We start from the raw sequence: 18,892 nt of genomic DNA on the forward strand, positions 1-18,892 counted from the left end.
CTTTATGACTCAAATTGTTAGCCAAGGCCCACAATTAGACTCTAATGGCCTTCGCCAAGCACTACGCATTGCTGGTGGATGCACCCTTGGCTTTACTATTAGTAAATTAATGAACTGGCCAAATGGTATATTTTTTACCGTTTATCCTATGTTGATATTGGGCATGGTACCTACGTTAAGTCGTGGGCTTATAAATCAATTTATAGCATCTGCTGCATTTAGCGCGCTTATAGTGCTGATAATGCAGGGATTGTTTTCTCACTTACCAGTCGTTATGACATTATTAGTGTTTGGTGTTTTTTGCTTTTTATTTTACCAAATGAGTAGCGGTAGTGCCTTTTTATTTGGCGCTTTAGGCGTGATAAGCCTTTCTATTCAGCTGCATTTTTCGAGCTATGTTGATGAAGGAAGTAGTATTTATCCGTTAATTTTAACTAATGGTTTGGCTATATTTTTAACCGTTGTTATTGGAGCATTAATGCATGGCCTATTTCCTGATGTAACCGCAAGGCCCGGGCGAGTAATGCCAGCTAAAGCAAAAGAAAGTATTCGCCATGAGGTATTGTTATGCTCAACCGTGGCTACGCTCTCTTTTGTGGTTTTTCAGGTTCTTGATTTACAAGACTCAATATCTGCGCAGGCAGCTTCTGTGCTTATTTTGTTTTCATTATGCTGGAAAGCCGCAGGTATGGCTGGTTGGCAGCGAGCAATTGGAACGCTTATAGGGTGTAATGCAGCGTTACTATCGCAACTATTTTTGTATAGTCACTCTGATTTTTTACTTTTTCCGATGGCTATTTTATGGATACTTTCGTTTCTTTTTGCGCGTTTTCATATTTTAGGCGGAGGCATACCTGGTATTGGTTTTGGTGTGTTGACTACGTTTGGTATTTTATTTGGGAACTCACTCGGACCAGGCCAAGATCTTGTTTATAGCGCAATGTACCGGTTTAGCTCGGTATCGGTGGCTATAATATTAAGTTTGTGCATTGTGTATATTATGCACCATATACTTAATCGGTTTAGTGTAACTCGCCATCATACTTTTGATTAGGTAAATCTTGTTTTATAAAACTAAAGGCTGCAATTGCAGCCTTTTTTATAAGCTTAGTTAAGCTATTTTAATGATATAAATAAACTATAATTTTGTTTTAAATACTCACCAGCAGCTCTTTGTACACAATAAAGCTTTTAGTCTTTTTGGGTGATAAGGAGCGTAAGCACACCTGCTATAATCCCCCAAAAGGCAGACCCCACTGAAAGCAATGTTAAGTTAGATGCTGTTACTAAAAAAGTAACAATTGCGGCCTCCGTATATTTAGTACTGCTAAGGGCTTGCTGCAAACTATTAGCAATGGTGCCAAATAGCGCAATGCCCGCCAAAGCTAAAATAAGTGCCTGCGGTAAACTTGCTACCAACCCAACTAATGTAGCTGCGCACAGCGCCATTAAAATATAAAATGCGCCCGCAGCTATACTCGCCCAATAACGTTTATCATGATTTTTATCCGCTTCATCACTCATACAAATAGCAGCAGTAATAGCAGCTAAATTAATAGAGTAAACTCCAAATGGGGCTGTGAATATATTCACAAAACCAGTCACGTTTAAAGTAGCCGATATTGGCGCTTTATATTTATGCGCTTTTAAAACAGCAATACCCGGTAAATTTTGCGAGGTCATGGTAACTATATAAAGTGGTAAACCTATGCTAATGCATGCTTGCAAGTGAAAAACGGGGTCAATATAAGCAAATTCGCTCATTTTCCAGTGCAGTGCGCTGGTATCAATATGGCCCATTTGCCAAGCGAGTAGTACACCTATAATAAGCACACTTAACATAGCAAAGCGGGCAAAAAAGCGTTTACCAATAAAGTACATAACAACCATTAAGCCAATCACTAAAGGCATGTCGTTCATAAAATTAAACACATCAATACCAAAGGTAACAAGTACGCCGGCCAACATGGCGCACGCAAGCTCACTTGGAATACGGTTCATTATTTTTTCAAACCAGCCCGTCACCCCCGACAAAAAAACGAGCAATGCACTGAGCATAAACGCGCCAATAGCCTCGTTTAAGTTATACCCTTGTGCACTTGAAATCAGTAATGCAGCCCCCGTGGTAGACCACGCAATTAAAACAGGCACTTTGTAATAGTACGACAAACCTATTGACGTTGTGCCCATCACTAAACCAAGCATTAAAATCCAACTAGCTACTAAATCAGGCGTACCTCCAAGGGTTATCACCACCTGATAAATCAATGCAATGGAACTCGAAAAACCAATAATTACAGCCACAAGCCCTGCTGTAATTCGGTTAAGCAACTGATCAGACACCTTCATAAATCCCTCGTAATGCCATTTATGCAGCACACAACATACGTGCCCGATAAATGCATTGCAATTAGCGATTAGTTTACAAAGAGTGAAAAAAATTCACTTTTTATTTTTCATTGTAATTAACGTCAAAAAGTCACTTTTAACCATTGTATTTAACTAAACAAACAAGTACCCACAAACGCGCCAAAGGCCGCATAAACCCTACAAAAAACCAATACTAAAAAGAGTGAAAAACATACCAAAAATAAATATCCTTATATTTTATAAGGAATTATGAAATTTAGAATTAATTCTTTTCGGTTACATTTATTATCTTGATCTAATCCATTTAATAATATAAAACATAACAAACAGTTAACCAAAAACACTAAAAGAGAAACAAATGAAGAGATCTGTCGTCTTACTAATTGCTATACCATTATCGGCATTTGCAGTTTATGGGCTATTTTTTAATGCAGATGAAACGGGCGAACCTATCGCGCCTGTTGCTATTGATTTTGTTCCTATTGATTTACAAAAAACGCGCAATACACATCCCCCTGCACCTATTGATATGAGTAAAGATCCAATTACCGTTAAACCTATTATTGCCCCTGACAACAGCTTACCGTTTGAAGAATTTGATGCCGTAAATCGCCTATCCGACAAAGCAAAGCAAGTGCTTATAAACGCAAAAGTTTTACCTACCGACTTACATAACGAGGCCTATATTGAGTTTGATTTAAATTCTTTACAGGCGTTAGAGACTGGCGAAAATTTTGATTTAGCTATTCCGCAAACAGCCGAAACATTCACCGCAGAAGTGACTAATGTGGTTGAGTCTGAAAATGGCGATAAGAGCATATTTGGCAAAATAGTGGGTGTTGATGGCCGTATGCATAATACCGTTTTAACGGTAGGTAAAGATGCCGTATATGGTCAATTTACTGCGCCTTCTGGCAATTATGTATTCGAAAGTAAAGGTAAGTACGGATGGATTGCAGCAAAACGCGATTTATATAAAAGCCACATCGAGCATGATGTAACCGCACCAAAACCCAAATCAGATAAAAGCATCGATATATTTGCACCAAAAATTGATGGCTAACCAATAATCAAAATATAAAAAACAACTAAAGCCGCACTATAGGGCAGCTTTAGTGTGTCTGCTTTTTATGAGATCAACCAAGTTAAAAACAAGTTCCAACCACAACAAGAGTAAGGAAATACAATAATGAAAAAAGTAATCACAACAACCGCACTGGCTGCGGCATTATGTGCTGCAAGTGTTGCACAAGCAGAAACAATCGATATCGGTATTTTATATACCGACCAATCAGCTGCTGCAACTAGCAATATTGACACTAAAATAAATCAACTAATTGCTTTTAGTAATCAGGTATATAGCCAAAATGGCGTTGATATAACACTACGCTTAGCTGGCAAACAAAACTTAGGTGACTATGCAGTAACGCCGTCTGAGGATTGGTTAGATTCGGTTACAAATAGCAGCTACGTAGATGGTTTACGCAGCGATTGGAAAGCCGACATGATTGCCGTATTAGGTACTGGTCAAAGTGCTGGCAATGGGCTTATTTCATGTGGTTTAGCATGGGTTGGCCAAGGCACTAATGGCAATCTATACAGCTCAATGAGCAGCCGTATGTACTCAATCACTGCAATTGATTGTGGTGCAACGACATTTGTACACGAACTTGGTCATAACCAAGGTTTAGCGCATTCACGCAAACAAGGTGATACGTCTGGCGGTGTATATGTAGATGGCATGGGTCATGGCGTACAAAACGAGTTTGCAAGTATAATGGCTTACCCGCACGTTTACGGTAGCGCAACTCAGTACGATTACTTCTCTAACCCTGGCTGGAGCGTAAACGGTATTGCATTTGGTATTACAAACCAAGCGCATGCAATTCGCACAGTTACTGCTACAAAAACAAGTATTGCTAACTTTAAATAAGCTGCCCAATAAAAAAGTGGGCTAAATAGCCCACTTTAAAGTTTTAACATGTTCTTCCCTGCAGAGCGCTTACGCGCTCTTTTAGATTAAGCTAATGCACAACGATTTTTTGCTTAATTGCTGGCATTAATGTTTTACCATTGCCATCTACTTTGTTTAACAATTTAAGTCCCATCACTTTTGCAAGTACTGGGTAAATATCAAGGTTATTTACTTCTTTAAGGCTTACACCTTGTTTAAATGCAGGGCCTACAGCAATAAATGATGCTGCCATATCCTCGGTATATGCATAACCGTGAGTCCCTAAATAGGTTGGTTTTTTACCATTGGTAAATACCGCTGGCGCTGTAGTTTGCACCACAATATCGCCTACGCGAGTGCCTTTATTGTAATGATACGCTGCTAATTGCTCGTCAGTTAATACTGTATAACGACCGTTTGACGCATCTCGTAAACGTGCTTTATAACCTTCAATATCAGCGTTTTTAGCATCCGGTTGGGTATAAATAAGTAAACGTGGGCCAGTATTTTTAACTAAAAAGTTTTCATCTTGAGGCAGTGTGGTTACATCAATGCTTTTATCTGGATCTATACTCGCCATACCATGATCCGAGACAATAACTAAGTTTACCTCTTGCTCTAATTTACTTAAGCGAGTTTGTAATTGCCCCATTAATTCATCAAGCTGTTTAACTGCATCACGCGTTTGTGGTGCGTCTGGCCCAAATTCATGGCCCATGCTATCAACTAGCGAAAAGTAACTCGCAATAAAACGTGGGCGCTGTGCTTTTGGTAAGCTTAACCACTGAATAATTTGATCAACACGGCTTTGGTAATCGCTGTATTTAGAATAGTGATAAAAGTAATCTGGTGTCATGCCGTTAAATAATGCATCTGACTCAGGCCAAAAATAAGTAGCCGATTTAAGTCCCTGCATTTTGGCTAAATTCCAAAGCGGAATACCCTTTACCCATGTGCTATCGCCCAATGCTTTGCCCATGCTGTAACAGTCGTTTTTACGCGCTTTATCACAAAAGCTATTATCAACAATGCCATGGTTTACTGGCAGTAAGCCCGTAATAATAGAAATATGGTTAGGAAACGTTTTAGTTGGATAAACAGGTATTAGCTTTTGTGCGCGAACACCGCGCTCGGCCATTGCTTTTAAATTTGGCGCGCCGTGTTTTTCAATATAATCCCAACGCAGGCCATCAATTGATACAAGCACCACAGTTTGCTCTTTTGCAGCAAATGCGCTGTTCATTCCTAACATTAGGCAAATTGATACTGCCTTTAAAATCCACTGTTTCATTATAAACACCTATAAATGCACAACAATTACTCAAAAAATTATTTTAAAGCAAGTTGTTACTTTATGATACAAACTGATAGATTAAACCCTGTATATTAAAGACAAATGACTATGTGCTAAAAACTATGCCAGTCATCAATTGTAAAAAAGGACAAGTATAAAGATGACCATAGATTTTAGTAAAAAAATAACGCCAGCACGAATGTACCGCACAACCTCTAACTTACAAATGGCGCTAGAAAGCGACCGTGGACGTATTATTAACAGTGCTGCTATTCGCAGGCTGCAGCAAAAAACACAAGTGTTTCCGCTTGAGCGTAACGCAGCTGTTCGTTCGCGCTTAACTCACTCGCTTGAGGTACAACAGGTTGGTCGTTTTATAGTGCAACGTATTTTTGCTAATTTAAGCTACCAACAGCAAAAAGATTACGGCTTAACCGACCTAGAACGCCCGCTAGAAAGCTTAGTAGAAATGGCCTGCCTAATGCACGACATAGGCAACCCACCGTTTGGGCATTTTGGCGAAGCGGCTATTAACCACTGGTTTAATAACAACCTAGCAAGCGTAACACCCGAGCGCTGTAAAGAACCAAACACCGGTATAGGTGTTGTTTTTAAACACCTTGCGCTTGATATTTGTAACTTTGAGGGCAACGCTCAAGGCATACGTATAATTCATTCTTTGCAAACGCTTAATTTAACCTACAGCCAAAGTGCTGGTATTTTAAAATACACTCGCCCTGCTGGGCTTGATGTAAAAGACATACCCCAAAATAAAAACTACTTAATGAAAAAAGTGGGTTACTACTACAGCGAAAAAAACTTTGTTGAAGCGCTACAAAAAGAGCTCACTATTGAGCCTTACTGCCGCCATCCTGCAAGTTACATAATGGAAGCCGCCGACGACATTTCGTATTGCCTAGCCGACATAGAAGACGCCGTAGAAAAAGACATAATAAGCACTGAGTTGCTGTGCGAAAAACTTAAAAGTAGTTACAAAAAAGTATTAATAAACCTGTTAATCGACGACGCTCAACATCAAAATTTTGTAGACAAAGCAGTAGACTACGCACTAGAGCGTGCACAAGCACAACCCTATAATTTTAATAGTGAATTTTTTATATACTTGCGGGTTGCATTGCTACATCCGCTAGTAAATCACGCCGCAAAACGCTTTATCGAAAATATAGAACCTATTTATCATGGCGATTTTAACCAAGCGCTTTTAGAAGATAGAAGCCATCTACATGCAGTAACTAAAACACTAAAGCAGGTAGCGCTTGAGCATGTATTTTCAAACAAAGAAGTCGAAAAATTAGAGCTACAAGGGTATCGCATAATTAATGGTTTGCTCGATTGCTATAAACCATTACTGCTACTAAACAAGGATGACTTTAAGCGTGCACTAAATGGCGATTCACGTTTATTAATAGAGTCGCGACTTGTTAAAAAGCTCTCTAAAAAGCACTTAAATAGTTACCAACACGCAATAGATGCGATGCAAGAAGAGCCCGATCACTTTGCGGCATACGAGTTTTATTATCGTTGTAGATTAATCCAAGATTATATAAGCGGTATGACCGACCAATTTGCTTACGATGAATATCGCAGCCTTATGGTTATTGATTAGTTGTATTACTCTGGATAATTTTTAATTTTGCGCTTAAAATCAAACTATTAATATTTAAGCGCGCATAACTTCATGATATCAAAACTAATTAGATTTACCCTTTGCTTTGCCTTATTTTATAGTGCGCAAAGTGCTGCATACAACGAAGCTATGTGCATTTTAATTAAACAAGAAATACAGCAAAATAGTAATAATAAAGCGAGTCAAAAATATCGTAAAGCTGCGCGTGATTACAAAAATAACTGTAATAAGCCAAAAGAAATTCAAGCACAACCTAAGCCCCAAATAATAGAGCCTGAACCGACTATTATTACTCAGCCACAACCTAAAATTGTTGAACCTGCCCCTGTAATTAAACCCACTGAAGAAGCTGTTAAAGAAAGCATCAACGAGCAAACCCTTAATTTAACTAATGATCAAAAACAACAAATAAACGATCAGCTAAATACCAACAGTAACGAAATAGTAATTGATGCAGAGCCAACAAAAGCAGCACCCGAGCAAGTAGTTACAGAGCAAAAAAACGAAGCTGTGATAGAGCAAGTAAAACCGGCAACGCCAGAGCAAAACGTTCAACCTACGCCTGAAAAGCCTGTACCTGTAAAACCAGCAGCAGTGTTAACTAAACCAGCGCCAGTAATTACGCCGCAACCTGTAGCGCAGAGCCCAAGCTCGTTACTTTTACCCACTTTAATACTTGTTATAGTGGTACTTATTGGCGCTATGATAGTCGTGCGCCTGCGCCGTGCAAAACAAAGCAAAGCGATGGCAGAACCGACTATAGCGGCTCCACCTAAAGTTAAATCAGAAAAAATTGCTACGTCAGCTAAACCTGAAACTAAAGCAACAAAGCCAGTACAAACAACAAAAGAGCCAGAGATTGAGCCTGTCGTCATCAACGAAGCAACTCAAAATAATAAAGCAGTTGAGAGCAGCGTAGCGACAAATGAAGAGTCAGTGGAACCTACTAACACAGCGCAAAATACTGATATTGAACATACAACAACGCAAATTTCAGATGAGCAAAACAACGTAGCTACACAAGTGAAAACAAGCGAAATTGAGCCTACACCGCTTAACTTAACTGATACTTTAGAGCAAACAAGTACCGCTACGTTTAACGAAGTAAAACAAAAACCTGAGCCTAATACCGCCGAATTTGAAGCCGCCGCCAAAACAACCTTAGAGCGCATTAAAAATGCCAGCAGCTTTAATGAGCCAGAGGTACGCGACTTTGACCCAGATGCAAAGCCAGTAAAAAAACAACGTAAGCACTATACAGCGCAAGTAACGGAATCTGCGCCAATAGAAGCCGAACATAACACTGTAGAGCCGGTTATTACTACTCCTGAGCCAGTAACAGCGAGTGAGCCGGTTATAGATTTACACGCTCCAGAGCAAATATCTGACGCCCAATCGACTACGTATACAACCGAGCAAGACTTTAAAGAACCAGAAGTGCGTACATTTAACCCAGATGCACCATTACCTGGTGAAAAGCCGATGCCTAAAAAAGAAGACGCGATACCCGAGCAAGCACAAACAACACCGCTAGTTGATGAGCCAGTAATTGAGCCTAAAAAAGCAGACAGTAACAATCCATTTGCTAACTTATCGTTAGACTCAAGCTGGGATCCTGACTCGGCTGAAAAGCCCAAAATAGAAGAGAAAAAACGCGCGCCTAAATCGCAAGCATTAATAGATGCAGAAGAACGCGCTAAAAACATGCAAACCAAATAGTAAGTTTTAAAGTAGCGCCTCATATTTGAGGCGCAGTTTTAGTAACCAAATAATTAACTGCTTTTTTACCGTATTACTTACACTCTTATCCTATCCTAAAATGCGCCCTAGTAATTAGAAGCTTCACTCCTCGCGCAAACAAGCTCAGCGCCTAGTGCAATATTCAAGCTTAAGAGTCTTTTGTAAGCCTACAACTTGTTGACGCGATGGGTGCAGAGCATACATTTAACAGGTGGTATTTTTAGACTGGAGTTTACGGCTACGTTATCCGTAGCCTTAAATTAAAGTAACTTGGTCAACATGCCCTAATTAAAAGTCCTAGTTAACAGCCCTAGCGGTACGTTTATTTTTAAGCTTTAACCCGCCAATTAATAGCAGTGGCCCTATAAACATGGCAAGGCCATACACGCCACCGGTGACCGCGTATTCTGGTTTATTCAAAAAGCTAATAGCAATTAAAATAGCTAACGATGCATTTTGAATTCCAACCTCAATTGAAAGCGTCAGCGAATCAGTTAAATTTAATTTTGAACACTTAGCAATTAACCAACCAACAACCATTGAACCAATATTAAGTGCTATGCACGCCCAAAATACATCGTTAAATGAGCTAACTAATAAATCGCGCTCTTTTATTACTAGTGCTGCAATCATCATAAGCATAAAAAACAACGAGAAGCGTCTAAAAAACGGCTCTGCTTTAATGGCAAAATCACTTTTAAAGTGACGTAACCAAATGCCTATAGCAACTGGCACTAAGGTAATAAAAAATAGCCCTAATGAAGTAATTAAAATAGAGAAAGTAGCATCGTCTGCTGGGGCAAACTGGCTCATAGCAAAGCCAATAATAAACGGTGTGGTTATTATACTAATTGCGGTAGAGGCAGCGGTTAAACTTACCGAAAGCGCTAAATTAGCTTTAGCAAGCTGGCTTACTACATTTGACATAGTACCGCCTGGGCAGGCAGCTAATATCATTAAACCAATAGCTATAGGCGTTGGTAGGTTAAGTAAATAACACAGCCCTAATGCTAATAAAGGCATTGCTACAAGTTGGCCTATTAAACCCATAACAATGGCGAGCGGGCTTTTAAATAGACGAGTAAAATCGTTTGTTGTGAGCCCAAGACCCATACCAAACATAATAAGTGCAAGGGCGAGCGGAAGTATTACTTCAGTTAATATAGATGCATTCAAATTAGACAGCCTCGTTTGTTATTGTTTTTAATTGGAGTGTTAATTTTTAAGTTAACTGTATACCAATTCGCTTAATTAAGTGATCTATTTTGAGGATAGAAAAACGTGTTGATAGCTAGGCAAAAAATTCGCTATTTAGTTGTTCTAAATGAGAATTTTTTAACACAGGTAGCGACACGTTTAGCCCCGCAAAATGATTAAGTATTATTGCGGATTGGTATAACGCCCCTTTACAATAAATCCTAATGCTAGAAGCATTACTTATTTAAAATAGTAGCAATGCGTTTACCCAGTTCTGGAAGTACATCTTGCTCAAACCATGGATTCTTTTTAAGCCATATATTATTACGCGGACTGGGGTGTGGAAGCACTAAATAATTTGGCCAATACTCACGCCACGATTTTACTAACTCCGTAAGTGGCATTTTTTTAGTCTCCGGTAAATGATACGCCTGCGCGTATTTACCTAATACTATTGTCAGCTCAATATTTGGTAGTGCAGCCAATAATTGCTCGCGCCATGCTGGGGCACATTCTTTTCTCGGTGGTAAATCACCCGACTTCCCCCTACCCGGGTAGCAAAAGCCCATAGGTAAAATTGCTATATTATTAGCGTCGTAAAATTCATCACGTGTTAGCCCAAGCCATTCTCGTAGGCGGTTTCCGCTTGCATCGTTAAACGGCACGCCTGTTTCGTGAACTTTTATACCCGGTGCTTGGCCTGCGATTAAAATACGTGCGTTTGGGTTAAATTGTATTACAGGTCGAGCCCCTAAAGGTAAATGAGGATCACAGATCACGCATTTACTAACTTGGTCTATTAATTGGTGACTATTCATGTTTATTTGGCCTTAAATGCTTAATTTTTATCCTAAATGGCCATTTAGGATAAATGAGTTGGTAAAAAATCGGTTTATTTTATCTCAAATGGCGATTAGTTAGTAAAATCCTGATCTTTAAGCCTAAATGCCCTACAGCCCTTATAGTACCTAGTGTTCTTTCGCCCATACCGCAAATTCGTTACCACTTGGTTCTGTAAAGTGAAACCGACAACCGCCAGGAAACTCAAAAATAGGTTTTAATATTACTCCGCCAAATGTCTCTACTTTTTTAAAGGTTGCGTGTATGTCGTCGCTATAAAAAATAAGTAATGCTGCCCCATGCTGAGTTAGTGATTTTAATGGAGCCTGAAAAATCCCACCATCTAACCCCTGCCCACTAAACGCCGTGTATTCTGGGCCGTAGTCAGTAAACTGCCAATTAAATACATGACTAAAAAAGGCCTTAGTTGCGGGTAAGTCGCATGCAGGAAACTCAACGTAATTTAGTTTTTCGTGATCGCTCATCGTTATTTCACTCTTTATTTTTACTCAGTTTATTAACCTTAAGCTTTACATACAGCCTGTGCAATATCATTAAACAATAACAGATCAGTATTTTACTAAGTAACCTGAACTCTGGATAATAAATCTATCTCGAGCTGCTATTTTCAGCGCTAGAGAAAATAAATTTAAATATCACCATAATTCAATACGTATAAAACCTGTTAACCAAGGTTCAGGTTAAGTAAGAAGGATAATTTACTAAAAGTTAGTCGCCGTAAATGAGAATAGCTATCTTTTGTATTTGTAACATATATAATAGCGCCTTTGTTTTATCCTCAGCTTTAAATAAAGGGATTAATTAACTATGCAGGCACCTTTGCACAGTGCGCCATTCGATAAGGTTAACGTAATTGCGCTTATAGTAAAAAGCGTAAGCAGTTATCGAGTTTTGGTATTTTTACGTTTTTTTATTGCCATAATTGGTGGCTATGCCTTTACCTCTGCAAGTACTGCGTTATTAAGTTTTGTATTGCCAATAGCTAAGCAAGACGCTGTACTGTTTAGTGTTTCAATCAGCATTTTAATTTATGCCGTCGTATTTATTTATGCCTTTAGTGTTAAATCATTAAGAAAAGTTTGGATCAGTATTTTACTAAGTACAGGTGCGTTTATCGGATTGCTTGTATTACTAAAGGGTTGGGTATGAAAGACAGCTTTTTTAGATCGATGACTTGGTTACACACTTGGGTAGGGTTACTCGTTTGTTGGTTATTATATTTAATATTTTTTGCAGGAACACTTAGCTTTTTTAGAGACGAAATAACGCTGTGGAATCAACCTGCCATACATAATGTACAAGCCCAAACACAGCGTATAGAAGCGCAAAAACAACAAATAATTACAGGGTTCGATTACTTAGCTAACCATGGAGCTAACTCATCAAGCTGGCGTATTACATTACCTGAGCCGCGTATTCCTTATTTAATTTATGGTTATGCAAAGCCAAAAGAGCCAGGCCAGCGCCGCAGCCAGTTTAAAAACACACAGTTAAACCCTAATACCATGAAAGAGCTTGAACCCTTTGTAGATACTAAAGGTGGTAACTTTTTTTATCGGCTGCACTATGATTTACATTACATGGATGCAATAACCGCACGCTGGATTGTGTGCTTTGCTAGCTTTTTTATGCTAGTTGCCATTATATCGGGTGTGGTTATTCATAAGCGTATTTTTAAAGATATGTTTAGTTTTAGACGTAATAAAGGTAGCCGTACGTGGTTAGATGCCCACAATTTAAGCTCTGTGCTTGCCCTGCCTTTTCATTTAATGATTACTTACACGGGCATGATTACGCTCATATTTATGTTGTTTCCCTACCCTGCGCAAACGTCTTACGATAACGGCATGCGTGGCTTTTTTAACGATGTAACCCCTCGCAACACCATGACCGATAAAGCCCAAGGCGAATCGTCAATGGTGCCGATTCAAAGCATTTTGGATCAGGTTTATACTAAGTGGCCTCATGCAGATATTACTCGCGTACAAGTTAACCAACCAAATATGGCAGCTTCAACAATTACCGTATTGGTAAGCGCAGGTAAAACACTGCGTGACCAAGCACCACGCTTAATATTTAGTGGTGCTATAGGGCAAATGGTCGCTAAAACTGATGACGAACTAACTAGCAGCAAAGCGCTTTACGAGTCGCTTAATTCAATGCATACGGGGCGTTTAGCTACGTGGTTGTTGCGCTGGTTATACGTATTAGGCGGTATTGCAGGCTGTGTAATGATTGGCTCTGGCTGTATTATGTGGGCTAAGCGAATTCGCGAGCGAACTAAAAATAACGTTAAACCTTCGTTTAGTTTAAAACTAGTTGAAGGGTTAAACCTAGCCACTATTATGGGACTTCCACTGGCAACGTGTGCATTTTTTATCGCTAACAGACTACTTAGCCCAACTACCGCAGAGCGCGCCGATAAAGAAATACTCGCGTTCTTTTTAACATGGCTAGCGGTTGCTCTTTTAGCACTTATAAAGCGCGACACACTGCAATGGCGAGTTATGGCAGCTATAAATGCTGTTGCATGTTTAAGTGTACCGGTTATTAATGCCCTTACAACCAACGGTAATATAGTTAGCTATTTGATGCACAAACAGTGGGCTTTATTTACTTTTGATGCACTGTTTTTATTGTTTAGTATATTGTTTTTTATACAAACCGAAAAATTACGTACTGCTAAAAACACCTCAAAAATAATTAGCCCTAACCAATCTAATAATCTTAAAAGGCAAAAATCATGATTGATTTACTTGGTTTTAGTCTGTGTTTGTTTGGTTTTAATGGTTTTGCACTGGCTAAGTTTAATCATTTTAAAGATGTATTTAAAAAACGCCCTACAGAATTACAAAGTAAAAGCCTGCTATTTATTGCTTGGATCAGTATTTTACTAAGCTTAGTACTTTGCGTAACAACTCAAAGTGGTTATGGCGCGTTACTATTTTGTGGGTTTATGAGCCTAAGTGTCTTAATTATAATGGTTTTTTATAACTTTTTAGTAGGCTACGTAAAGTGGTTTAGTGTTTTAAATAGCGTGTTAGTTGTACTAAGTGGGTTATTTTTAGCGTTAAACTAGCTTTAGTTAGTAAAAACGTGATCCGTTACTTTCCCATAGATTAGGGCGTGTTGATCTTTGGTGGGTGAATTTGCAGCAGACTGTTTGGTATTTAGGCAAGGCAGAGCCTATGTAGTGTGGTTATTCCCCATAAATAGGCGATAACGCAGCATAAATACCAAACATGCGCTGCCCTTTGGGTTCTTTCTAGGGACGATTAACTCTTTGTTGCCTACATGGATGTAGGTAAGGGGCGTGAGCAGGACGCGGAAGCTTTGCTCGGTTTTTACTTAGCCCACTAGGTTACAAACCTCGCGCCGCGATTTAATCGCCCCTAGATTGAACAGATTTCAATCCACAAAGATCAATACGCCCTAGGCAAAAAAATGGCAAGCTATATAGCTTGCCAACAATAGGGGATATTCAGTGTTCCTAATACTTACTGTCTCACTGTAAGTGCTAGCAATATAGCGTTTATATATTTAAGTTACTTTACAGTTAGATGACGTTTTTATTACCACTTTAAAAGCGCATACAGCTAACTGTAAACCCCCTTTACATGCTCTCTTGATTTACCCAAATAATTTGATCGGTAGCAAAGCCTAACTCTTTCGCTTTAGTTAAAAAGTGCTCTTTAAGCTCTTTGCTAACTGTTGGTGTACGCGACAAAAACCACAAGTAATCTTTGTTGTAACTGGTTATAAAAGCATATTGGTAATCGGGTTGGTCAAGCTCAAAAATAACGTAAGCGCCGTAAAATGGACCAAAAAACGAGACTTTAAAATGCCCTGTGTCGGTGTTTTCAACAAACTTAGCTAAGCCCTCAGCTTCATCCCACTTTTTATCATCCGTTAAATAACCTTTGTTAAGGACCTTTACTGTGCCGTCGTCGTTAATAGAATACGTAGCGGTAACTTGCTCCATACCTTCTTCAAATGAGTGATTGAGCCGCGCTATTTCAAACCACTTTCCTTTATATTTTTGTATGTCGAAGTTTTTAACGGGTATTATTCCCTCAGGAGGGCTGGTACAGGCACTAAGAAAAAATAGCCCTGTAATAAGTAAACCGTATTTTATGGCCTTCATGTAAGCTCCTTTTCGATTATGTAATTTATACTATTTCACAAGAATAAAATTTGCTATAGGATCGTCTTAATTCTAAAGCAATAAGAATGACCATAGCATGAAAATTTGGGTAGATGCAGACGCGTGTCCTGTCGTTATAAAAGAAATACTTTTTAGAGCGGCAGAGCGTATGAAAATCGAGACTATTTTAGTGGCTAATCACGCAATGCGTATTCCGCCGTCAAAATACATAAGTCGCGTTCAAGTATCGTCAGGCTTTGATGTAGCCGATGATGAAATAGTGAAACGTATTGAAAAAGGCGATTTAGTGATTACTGGCGATATACCGCTGGCGAGTGAAGTAATTGATAACGGTGGGCAGGCGCTCAACCCGCGTGGCGAGCTTTACACCACGGAGAATATTCGCTCAATACTTAACGTACGCGACTTTATGGATACCATGCGCTCAAGTGGTGTAGAAATGAGTGGTGGGCCGCCTCCACTTAGTCAAACCGACCGTCAAAATTTTGCTAATAATCTCGATCGTATTTTAGCGCAAAACAAGGCTAACTAACTTGAACACACAATTAGTTGGCTTAGGCGATACGCAATTTAGCGTGGCAGTGTACGTAGCAAAAGCGCCACCAATGCCGTTTTGTGAAACACTTCAATGCCTTGAACCGGTTATAAATGAGCAAATAAATACCATAAACCAGCACTGTGGTAATGGTTGGCGCAAAGTGTTTAACGTGTACGCCAAAGTATTGTTTGCTCTACCAAGTGAGCATTACTCATTTGCTAAACAAGCGTCTACTTGGCAGCAATATCGCGATGAGTTTTTACTGCAAAAGAATAGTAAAACGGCCCTGTTATTTAGCGCGCCTAATATTACTGTTACTTGTACAGATAAAGCTTCGAATAATAAAAACCAACTACATATAATCGCAGGTCGTACGCACGCTAAAAGCTTACTCCAACAAGGTAAGCTTAATGCTCAATTTGAGTGGCTCGACGACGAATTTGCAATAGATACAGCCAACAACATTATAGTATGCCCGTATTTTGATTACAGGCAGCTAAGTAATATAAAAATAGCTAGGCTTAGCGAGCTAGTTGCAAAACTAAAAAATAGTTAAAAGTACCTAAATGCACACGTATTAAACAAAGGTAGTGGTGCTTAGCTTAAAAGCTGAATCTGCCACTTATATAAAATATATTATTTGGATTTTAAATTATGACAGAAAAAGAAAAAATGCTATCTGGTCAGTATTATGACCCAAGTGACCCTGAGCTTATTGAATTACGATTAAAAGCTAGCTTAAAAACGGAGGCGCTAAATCAAACAAGCGTTATTAATTTGGATGAAAGAGCTCAAATTATACATGCGTTATTTGGCTCAACAGGAAAACAAGTTCATGTAGAGTCATCATTTAATTGTGATTATGGGTCAAATATTCATGTAGGTGAAAATTTTTATGCTAATTTTGGCTGCGTTATTTTAGACGCTGCGGAAGTTAATATTGGTAACAATTGCTTTATTGCACCACAGGTTGGAATTTATACCGCTACACACCCTATAAACCCAATTGATAGAAGAAGTGGGCTCGAATATGCAAAAACAATAACAATAGGAAATGATTGTTGGATTGGTGGTCATGCAGTCATAAATCCAGGCGTTACTTTAGGTAATAATGTAGTTGTTGCATCGGGTGCTGTTGTTACAAAATCGTTTGGCGATAACGTTGTTATAGGTGGGAATCCTGCAAAAATAATAAAAATGATTGAAAGTTAATTTGCTCAACTTAAAAACTAAGCGACTCTTTAAACTTACTCCTTTTATAGTATTTAATACCAATTCCATTAAGTATGTGATCTAAATTTTACGCCGAAAAAACAATTCAGTTCTAGGCGTAAATTGATGTAAATGGTTGTTCCCTTTGCGAAATTGACAACAAAGAAATGGGTTGTTTTAGCAAGTAAAATAGATCTGCTATTTATTGGAATGGTATAAGCTTAAACCAATCGCCAATAGAGCCTTAAAATTTGATCGGTGTTTGGGATATTGTCGAAAAAATAATAGTTAAACGAGATAGTAATTTAATTAAAAAACAGTTTGAAAATAGACTTACTTATTTGAATTGAATTGAATCTGCCAATTGAATTGAATTGAATTAGGTTAATAGGAGCGACCATGGCTGGAATTTTAGAGTTAAACCAATTATTAAAATCAATGCAGCCAGAGCTTAAGCAAGGCGAGTATATTTTTTGTTGCTTGGCAGGAAAGCTCGCTGATTATATTCATTTAGAGCCACTTGCTACTTATGTAGAAGAAGAAGGGCTAACTCTTATATTAAAAGCTGAAACCGCCGATAAAGCCGGTATTACCTTTGAGAGTAAATATAATTTAATTACTCTTAACGTGCATTCAAGCCTTGAAGCAGTAGGGTTAACCGCTGCGGTATCTGCAAAGCTCACTGAGCATGGTATTAGTGCTAATGTGGTAGCTGCGTTTTATCACGACCACATTTTCGTACAAACAGATAAAGCACAAGCCGCTATGAAAGCACTTGGCGAGATTGGTTAGGATTGCTGGCATAGCAACATGCTGAGTGATGTTGATATTAGAGCGACGGGTGGCGCTTCACTTAATCGATCTACGTTTCATAATGCTCTTGTCTTAAAAGCTTTATTAAAACCGCTTTATTTTTTATTACAAATAATAACTCTCAAATCACTCAACCACCAACTTTGATACTACCCATTTATGAAGCGGGTTTTTATTGTAGCGCGGATGCCATGCGGCTATTACGTCAAACGGCGCGGGTAACTGTAGCAGCTCTATTTTTACTAGCTCTGAGCTTACTGCGCGTGAGGGTAAAAATGCGATAGAGTCGGTTGTTTCTAGGTACATCGGCACAATAGAAAAACACGGTGCCGACACCACTACGTTACGCGTTAAATCAAAGCTTTTAAACCAATCGTCAATAGACCCTTTAAAATTTGGACGCGAAGGCGAGGCAATAATACTTGGATAACTGGCGATTTCAGCAAGGCTTGGCTTAGTTCCTGCTATTGATGAATTCGGCGAGGTAACACAAATATGTTGCTCCTCAAACAATTTAATAATGGGATAAGTACTTGGGATATAGTCAGGAAATGCAATAGCAAGGTTTACTTTGCCGCTTTCCATTAAATCGTGCAGGCTGTCTATCTCGAAGTCTCTTATTATAAGCTTTAAATTTGGCGCTTGTGCCCGGAGTACTTTAACTAATGCTGGTAAAACGACTTGCTGTGCGTAGTCGGTAGCGGCTATTACAAACTCATCATTAACTGTTTTTGGGTCAAATATTTTAGGTGCTAATAATGCCTGAAAGTCGTTTAGGAGTTTGTCTATGTCTACCGACAACTCCTCTGCATAAGGTGTAGGCACAAAGCCAGTGGTTTTTCTCAAAAACAGCTGGTCGTCAAACACATCGCGTAACTTTTTTAGTTGCTCACTCACTGCTTGTTGGGTTAAGCCCAATTTACTCGCTGCTTTTGAGGCGTTCTTCTCGCGAATGAGCGCTTGGAAAATACGCAATTGTTTTATATCTAATCGGTCTAACTTGCTCATGCCGCTGCCAGTGTTATTTAGTAATAATATTTAACTTATCACATAACCAAATTATCTTGTATCTCTTACATAAAAGGGTTGTTTCTAATTGT

19 protein-coding genes are annotated in these 18,892 nt (G+C 38.9%); 12 read left to right on the plus strand and 7 right to left on the minus strand.

Going from position 1 to position 18,892, the window contains the following annotated elements:
* The first annotated feature begins 4 nt into the window (after nucleotides 1-4).
* Nucleotides 5-1,054: a DUF2955 domain-containing protein gene (locus I6F66_RS05240; RefSeq protein ID WP_165740505.1), complete on the plus strand. Its 1,050-nt coding sequence runs from the start codon at nucleotides 5-7 to the stop codon at nucleotides 1,052-1,054.
* A 137-nt stretch (nucleotides 1,055-1,191) separates the two neighbouring features.
* On the opposite strand, the gene I6F66_RS05245 is transcribed toward I6F66_RS05240, so the two are convergent.
* The gene (locus tag I6F66_RS05245) at nucleotides 1,192-2,349 is read right to left on the minus strand and encodes a benzoate/H(+) symporter BenE family transporter (RefSeq protein ID WP_165740504.1); all 1,158 of its coding nucleotides are present in this window, start codon (nucleotides 2,347-2,349) and stop codon (nucleotides 1,192-1,194) included.
* A gap of 379 nt (nucleotides 2,350-2,728) precedes the next feature.
* Here I6F66_RS05245 and I6F66_RS05250 point away from each other — a divergent pair, with 379 nt between their 5' ends.
* Complete coding sequence (locus I6F66_RS05250) at nucleotides 2,729-3,433, plus strand: hypothetical protein (RefSeq protein ID WP_165728809.1); 705 nt, start codon at nucleotides 2,729-2,731, stop codon at nucleotides 3,431-3,433.
* Nucleotides 3,434-3,559: 126 nt separating this feature from the next.
* Nucleotides 3,560-4,303 carry a zinc-dependent metalloprotease family protein gene (locus I6F66_RS05255; RefSeq protein ID WP_007583576.1) on the plus strand — a complete coding sequence of 248 codons (744 nt, stop codon included), beginning with the start codon at nucleotides 3,560-3,562 and terminating at the stop codon, nucleotides 4,301-4,303.
* A 91-nt stretch (nucleotides 4,304-4,394) separates the two neighbouring features.
* Here the strand turns inward: I6F66_RS05255 and I6F66_RS05260 are convergent, their stop codons facing one another.
* Nucleotides 4,395-5,615 (minus strand): alkaline phosphatase family protein, encoded by a 1,221-nt coding sequence (locus I6F66_RS05260; RefSeq protein ID WP_165728810.1) that lies wholly within the window; start codon nucleotides 5,613-5,615, stop codon nucleotides 4,395-4,397.
* A 163-nt stretch (nucleotides 5,616-5,778) separates the two neighbouring features.
* Between I6F66_RS05260 and dgt the strand changes: the two genes are divergently transcribed.
* A complete protein-coding gene (gene dgt, locus I6F66_RS05265; protein WP_007583580.1) occupies nucleotides 5,779-7,245 on the plus strand; it encodes a dGTPase in 1,467 nt (488 codons plus the stop codon).
* 72 nt (nucleotides 7,246-7,317) lie between these two features.
* Nucleotides 7,318-8,985, plus strand: a complete 1,668-nt coding sequence (locus tag I6F66_RS05270) for a cell surface protein (protein ID WP_197208867.1) — start codon at nucleotides 7,318-7,320, stop codon at nucleotides 8,983-8,985.
* 318 nt (nucleotides 8,986-9,303) lie between these two features.
* Here the strand turns inward: I6F66_RS05270 and I6F66_RS05275 are convergent, their stop codons facing one another.
* The 3 genes from I6F66_RS05275 to I6F66_RS05285 form a co-directional block, all read right to left on the minus strand.
* Nucleotides 9,304-10,182, minus strand: a complete 879-nt coding sequence (locus I6F66_RS05275; protein WP_101216036.1) for a bile acid:sodium symporter family protein — start codon at nucleotides 10,180-10,182, stop codon at nucleotides 9,304-9,306.
* A 257-nt stretch (nucleotides 10,183-10,439) separates the two neighbouring features.
* Nucleotides 10,440-11,021 (minus strand): uracil-DNA glycosylase family protein, encoded by a 582-nt coding sequence (locus tag I6F66_RS05280; protein ID WP_024591552.1) that lies wholly within the window; start codon nucleotides 11,019-11,021, stop codon nucleotides 10,440-10,442.
* Nucleotides 11,022-11,171: 150 nt separating this feature from the next.
* Nucleotides 11,172-11,528 (minus strand): VOC family protein, encoded by a 357-nt coding sequence (locus I6F66_RS05285; RefSeq protein WP_007583589.1) that lies wholly within the window; start codon nucleotides 11,526-11,528, stop codon nucleotides 11,172-11,174.
* A 343-nt stretch (nucleotides 11,529-11,871) separates the two neighbouring features.
* On the opposite strand from I6F66_RS05285, the gene I6F66_RS05290 reads away from it, so the two are divergent.
* The 3 genes from I6F66_RS05290 to I6F66_RS05300 are packed head-to-tail and all read left to right on the plus strand — an operon-like array spanning nucleotide 11,872 to nucleotide 14,143.
* Nucleotides 11,872-12,213, plus strand: coding sequence for a hypothetical protein (locus tag I6F66_RS05290; RefSeq protein ID WP_007583591.1), 342 nt, complete (start codon nucleotides 11,872-11,874; stop codon nucleotides 12,211-12,213).
* Nucleotides 12,210-13,811, plus strand: a complete 1,602-nt coding sequence (locus I6F66_RS05295; RefSeq protein WP_197208868.1) for a PepSY domain-containing protein — start codon at nucleotides 12,210-12,212, stop codon at nucleotides 13,809-13,811. The genes I6F66_RS05290 and I6F66_RS05295 overlap by 4 nt, the downstream gene beginning before the upstream one ends.
* Entirely contained in the window at nucleotides 13,808-14,143 is a 336-nt protein-coding gene (locus tag I6F66_RS05300; RefSeq protein ID WP_197139455.1) for a DUF3325 domain-containing protein, read from the plus strand. The genes I6F66_RS05295 and I6F66_RS05300 overlap by 4 nt, the downstream gene beginning before the upstream one ends.
* Before the next feature lie 534 nt (nucleotides 14,144-14,677).
* Here I6F66_RS05300 and I6F66_RS05305 read toward each other — a convergent pair.
* Nucleotides 14,678-15,208, minus strand: a complete 531-nt coding sequence (locus I6F66_RS05305; protein ID WP_197139454.1) for a lipocalin family protein — start codon at nucleotides 15,206-15,208, stop codon at nucleotides 14,678-14,680.
* Between the two features lie 97 nt (nucleotides 15,209-15,305).
* Here I6F66_RS05305 and I6F66_RS05310 point away from each other — a divergent pair, with 97 nt between their 5' ends.
* The 4 genes from I6F66_RS05310 to I6F66_RS05325 all read left to right on the plus strand — a co-directional run bounded on the left by I6F66_RS05310 (nucleotide 15,306) and on the right by I6F66_RS05325 (nucleotide 17,771).
* Nucleotides 15,306-15,761 carry a YaiI/YqxD family protein gene (locus I6F66_RS05310; protein WP_007376692.1) on the plus strand — a complete coding sequence of 152 codons (456 nt, stop codon included), beginning with the start codon at nucleotides 15,306-15,308 and terminating at the stop codon, nucleotides 15,759-15,761.
* A gap of 1 nt (nucleotide 15,762) precedes the next feature.
* Complete coding sequence (locus I6F66_RS05315) at nucleotides 15,763-16,323, plus strand: hypothetical protein (protein WP_197208869.1); 561 nt, start codon at nucleotides 15,763-15,765, stop codon at nucleotides 16,321-16,323.
* Between the two features lie 98 nt (nucleotides 16,324-16,421).
* Nucleotides 16,422-16,979 carry a sugar O-acetyltransferase gene (locus I6F66_RS05320; RefSeq protein WP_231611834.1) on the plus strand — a complete coding sequence of 186 codons (558 nt, stop codon included), beginning with the start codon at nucleotides 16,422-16,424 and terminating at the stop codon, nucleotides 16,977-16,979.
* Between the two features lie 399 nt (nucleotides 16,980-17,378).
* Nucleotides 17,379-17,771 carry an ACT domain-containing protein gene (locus I6F66_RS05325; RefSeq protein WP_197119027.1) on the plus strand — a complete coding sequence of 131 codons (393 nt, stop codon included), beginning with the start codon at nucleotides 17,379-17,381 and terminating at the stop codon, nucleotides 17,769-17,771.
* Nucleotides 17,772-17,918: 147 nt separating this feature from the next.
* Here I6F66_RS05325 and I6F66_RS05330 read toward each other — a convergent pair whose 3' ends face one another.
* Nucleotides 17,919-18,800 carry a LysR family transcriptional regulator gene (locus tag I6F66_RS05330; RefSeq protein ID WP_165741055.1) on the minus strand — a complete coding sequence of 294 codons (882 nt, stop codon included), beginning with the start codon at nucleotides 18,798-18,800 and terminating at the stop codon, nucleotides 17,919-17,921.
* Nucleotides 18,801-18,892 lie beyond the last annotated feature (92 nt).

The sequence above is a fragment of the Pseudoalteromonas sp. NZS100_1 genome, assembly GCF_015864285.1.
Taxonomy (GTDB): Bacteria; Pseudomonadota; Gammaproteobacteria; order Enterobacterales; family Alteromonadaceae; genus Pseudoalteromonas; species Pseudoalteromonas arctica.

What these genes read in the sequence shown, in the direction of transcription:
- I6F66_RS05240 (WP_165740505.1), top strand. Translation starts at nt 5, where the DNA reads ATGACTCAAATTGTTAGCCAAGGCCCACAATTAGACTCTAATGGCCTT.
- I6F66_RS05245 (WP_165740504.1), bottom strand. Translation starts at nt 2,349, where the DNA reads ATGAAGGTGTCTGATCAGTTGCTTAACCGAATTACAGCAGGGCTTGTG.
- I6F66_RS05250 (WP_165728809.1), top strand. Translation starts at nt 2,729, where the DNA reads ATGAAGAGATCTGTCGTCTTACTAATTGCTATACCATTATCGGCATTT.
- I6F66_RS05255 (WP_007583576.1), top strand. Translation starts at nt 3,560, where the DNA reads ATGAAAAAAGTAATCACAACAACCGCACTGGCTGCGGCATTATGTGCT.
- I6F66_RS05260 (WP_165728810.1), bottom strand. Translation starts at nt 5,615, where the DNA reads ATGAAACAGTGGATTTTAAAGGCAGTATCAATTTGCCTAATGTTAGGA.
- dgt (WP_007583580.1), top strand. Translation starts at nt 5,779, where the DNA reads ATGACCATAGATTTTAGTAAAAAAATAACGCCAGCACGAATGTACCGC.
- I6F66_RS05270 (WP_197208867.1), top strand. Translation starts at nt 7,318, where the DNA reads ATGATATCAAAACTAATTAGATTTACCCTTTGCTTTGCCTTATTTTAT.
- I6F66_RS05280 (WP_024591552.1), bottom strand. Translation starts at nt 11,021, where the DNA reads ATGAATAGTCACCAATTAATAGACCAAGTTAGTAAATGCGTGATCTGT.
- I6F66_RS05285 (WP_007583589.1), bottom strand. Translation starts at nt 11,528, where the DNA reads ATGAGCGATCACGAAAAACTAAATTACGTTGAGTTTCCTGCATGCGAC.
- I6F66_RS05290 (WP_007583591.1), top strand. Translation starts at nt 11,872, where the DNA reads ATGCAGGCACCTTTGCACAGTGCGCCATTCGATAAGGTTAACGTAATT.
- I6F66_RS05295 (WP_197208868.1), top strand. Translation starts at nt 12,210, where the DNA reads ATGAAAGACAGCTTTTTTAGATCGATGACTTGGTTACACACTTGGGTA.
- I6F66_RS05300 (WP_197139455.1), top strand. Translation starts at nt 13,808, where the DNA reads ATGATTGATTTACTTGGTTTTAGTCTGTGTTTGTTTGGTTTTAATGGT.
- I6F66_RS05305 (WP_197139454.1), bottom strand. Translation starts at nt 15,208, where the DNA reads ATGAAGGCCATAAAATACGGTTTACTTATTACAGGGCTATTTTTTCTT.
- I6F66_RS05310 (WP_007376692.1), top strand. Translation starts at nt 15,306, where the DNA reads ATGAAAATTTGGGTAGATGCAGACGCGTGTCCTGTCGTTATAAAAGAA.
- I6F66_RS05320 (WP_231611834.1), top strand. Translation starts at nt 16,422, where the DNA reads ATGACAGAAAAAGAAAAAATGCTATCTGGTCAGTATTATGACCCAAGT.
- I6F66_RS05325 (WP_197119027.1), top strand. Translation starts at nt 17,379, where the DNA reads ATGGCTGGAATTTTAGAGTTAAACCAATTATTAAAATCAATGCAGCCA.
- I6F66_RS05330 (WP_165741055.1), bottom strand. Translation starts at nt 18,800, where the DNA reads ATGAGCAAGTTAGACCGATTAGATATAAAACAATTGCGTATTTTCCAA.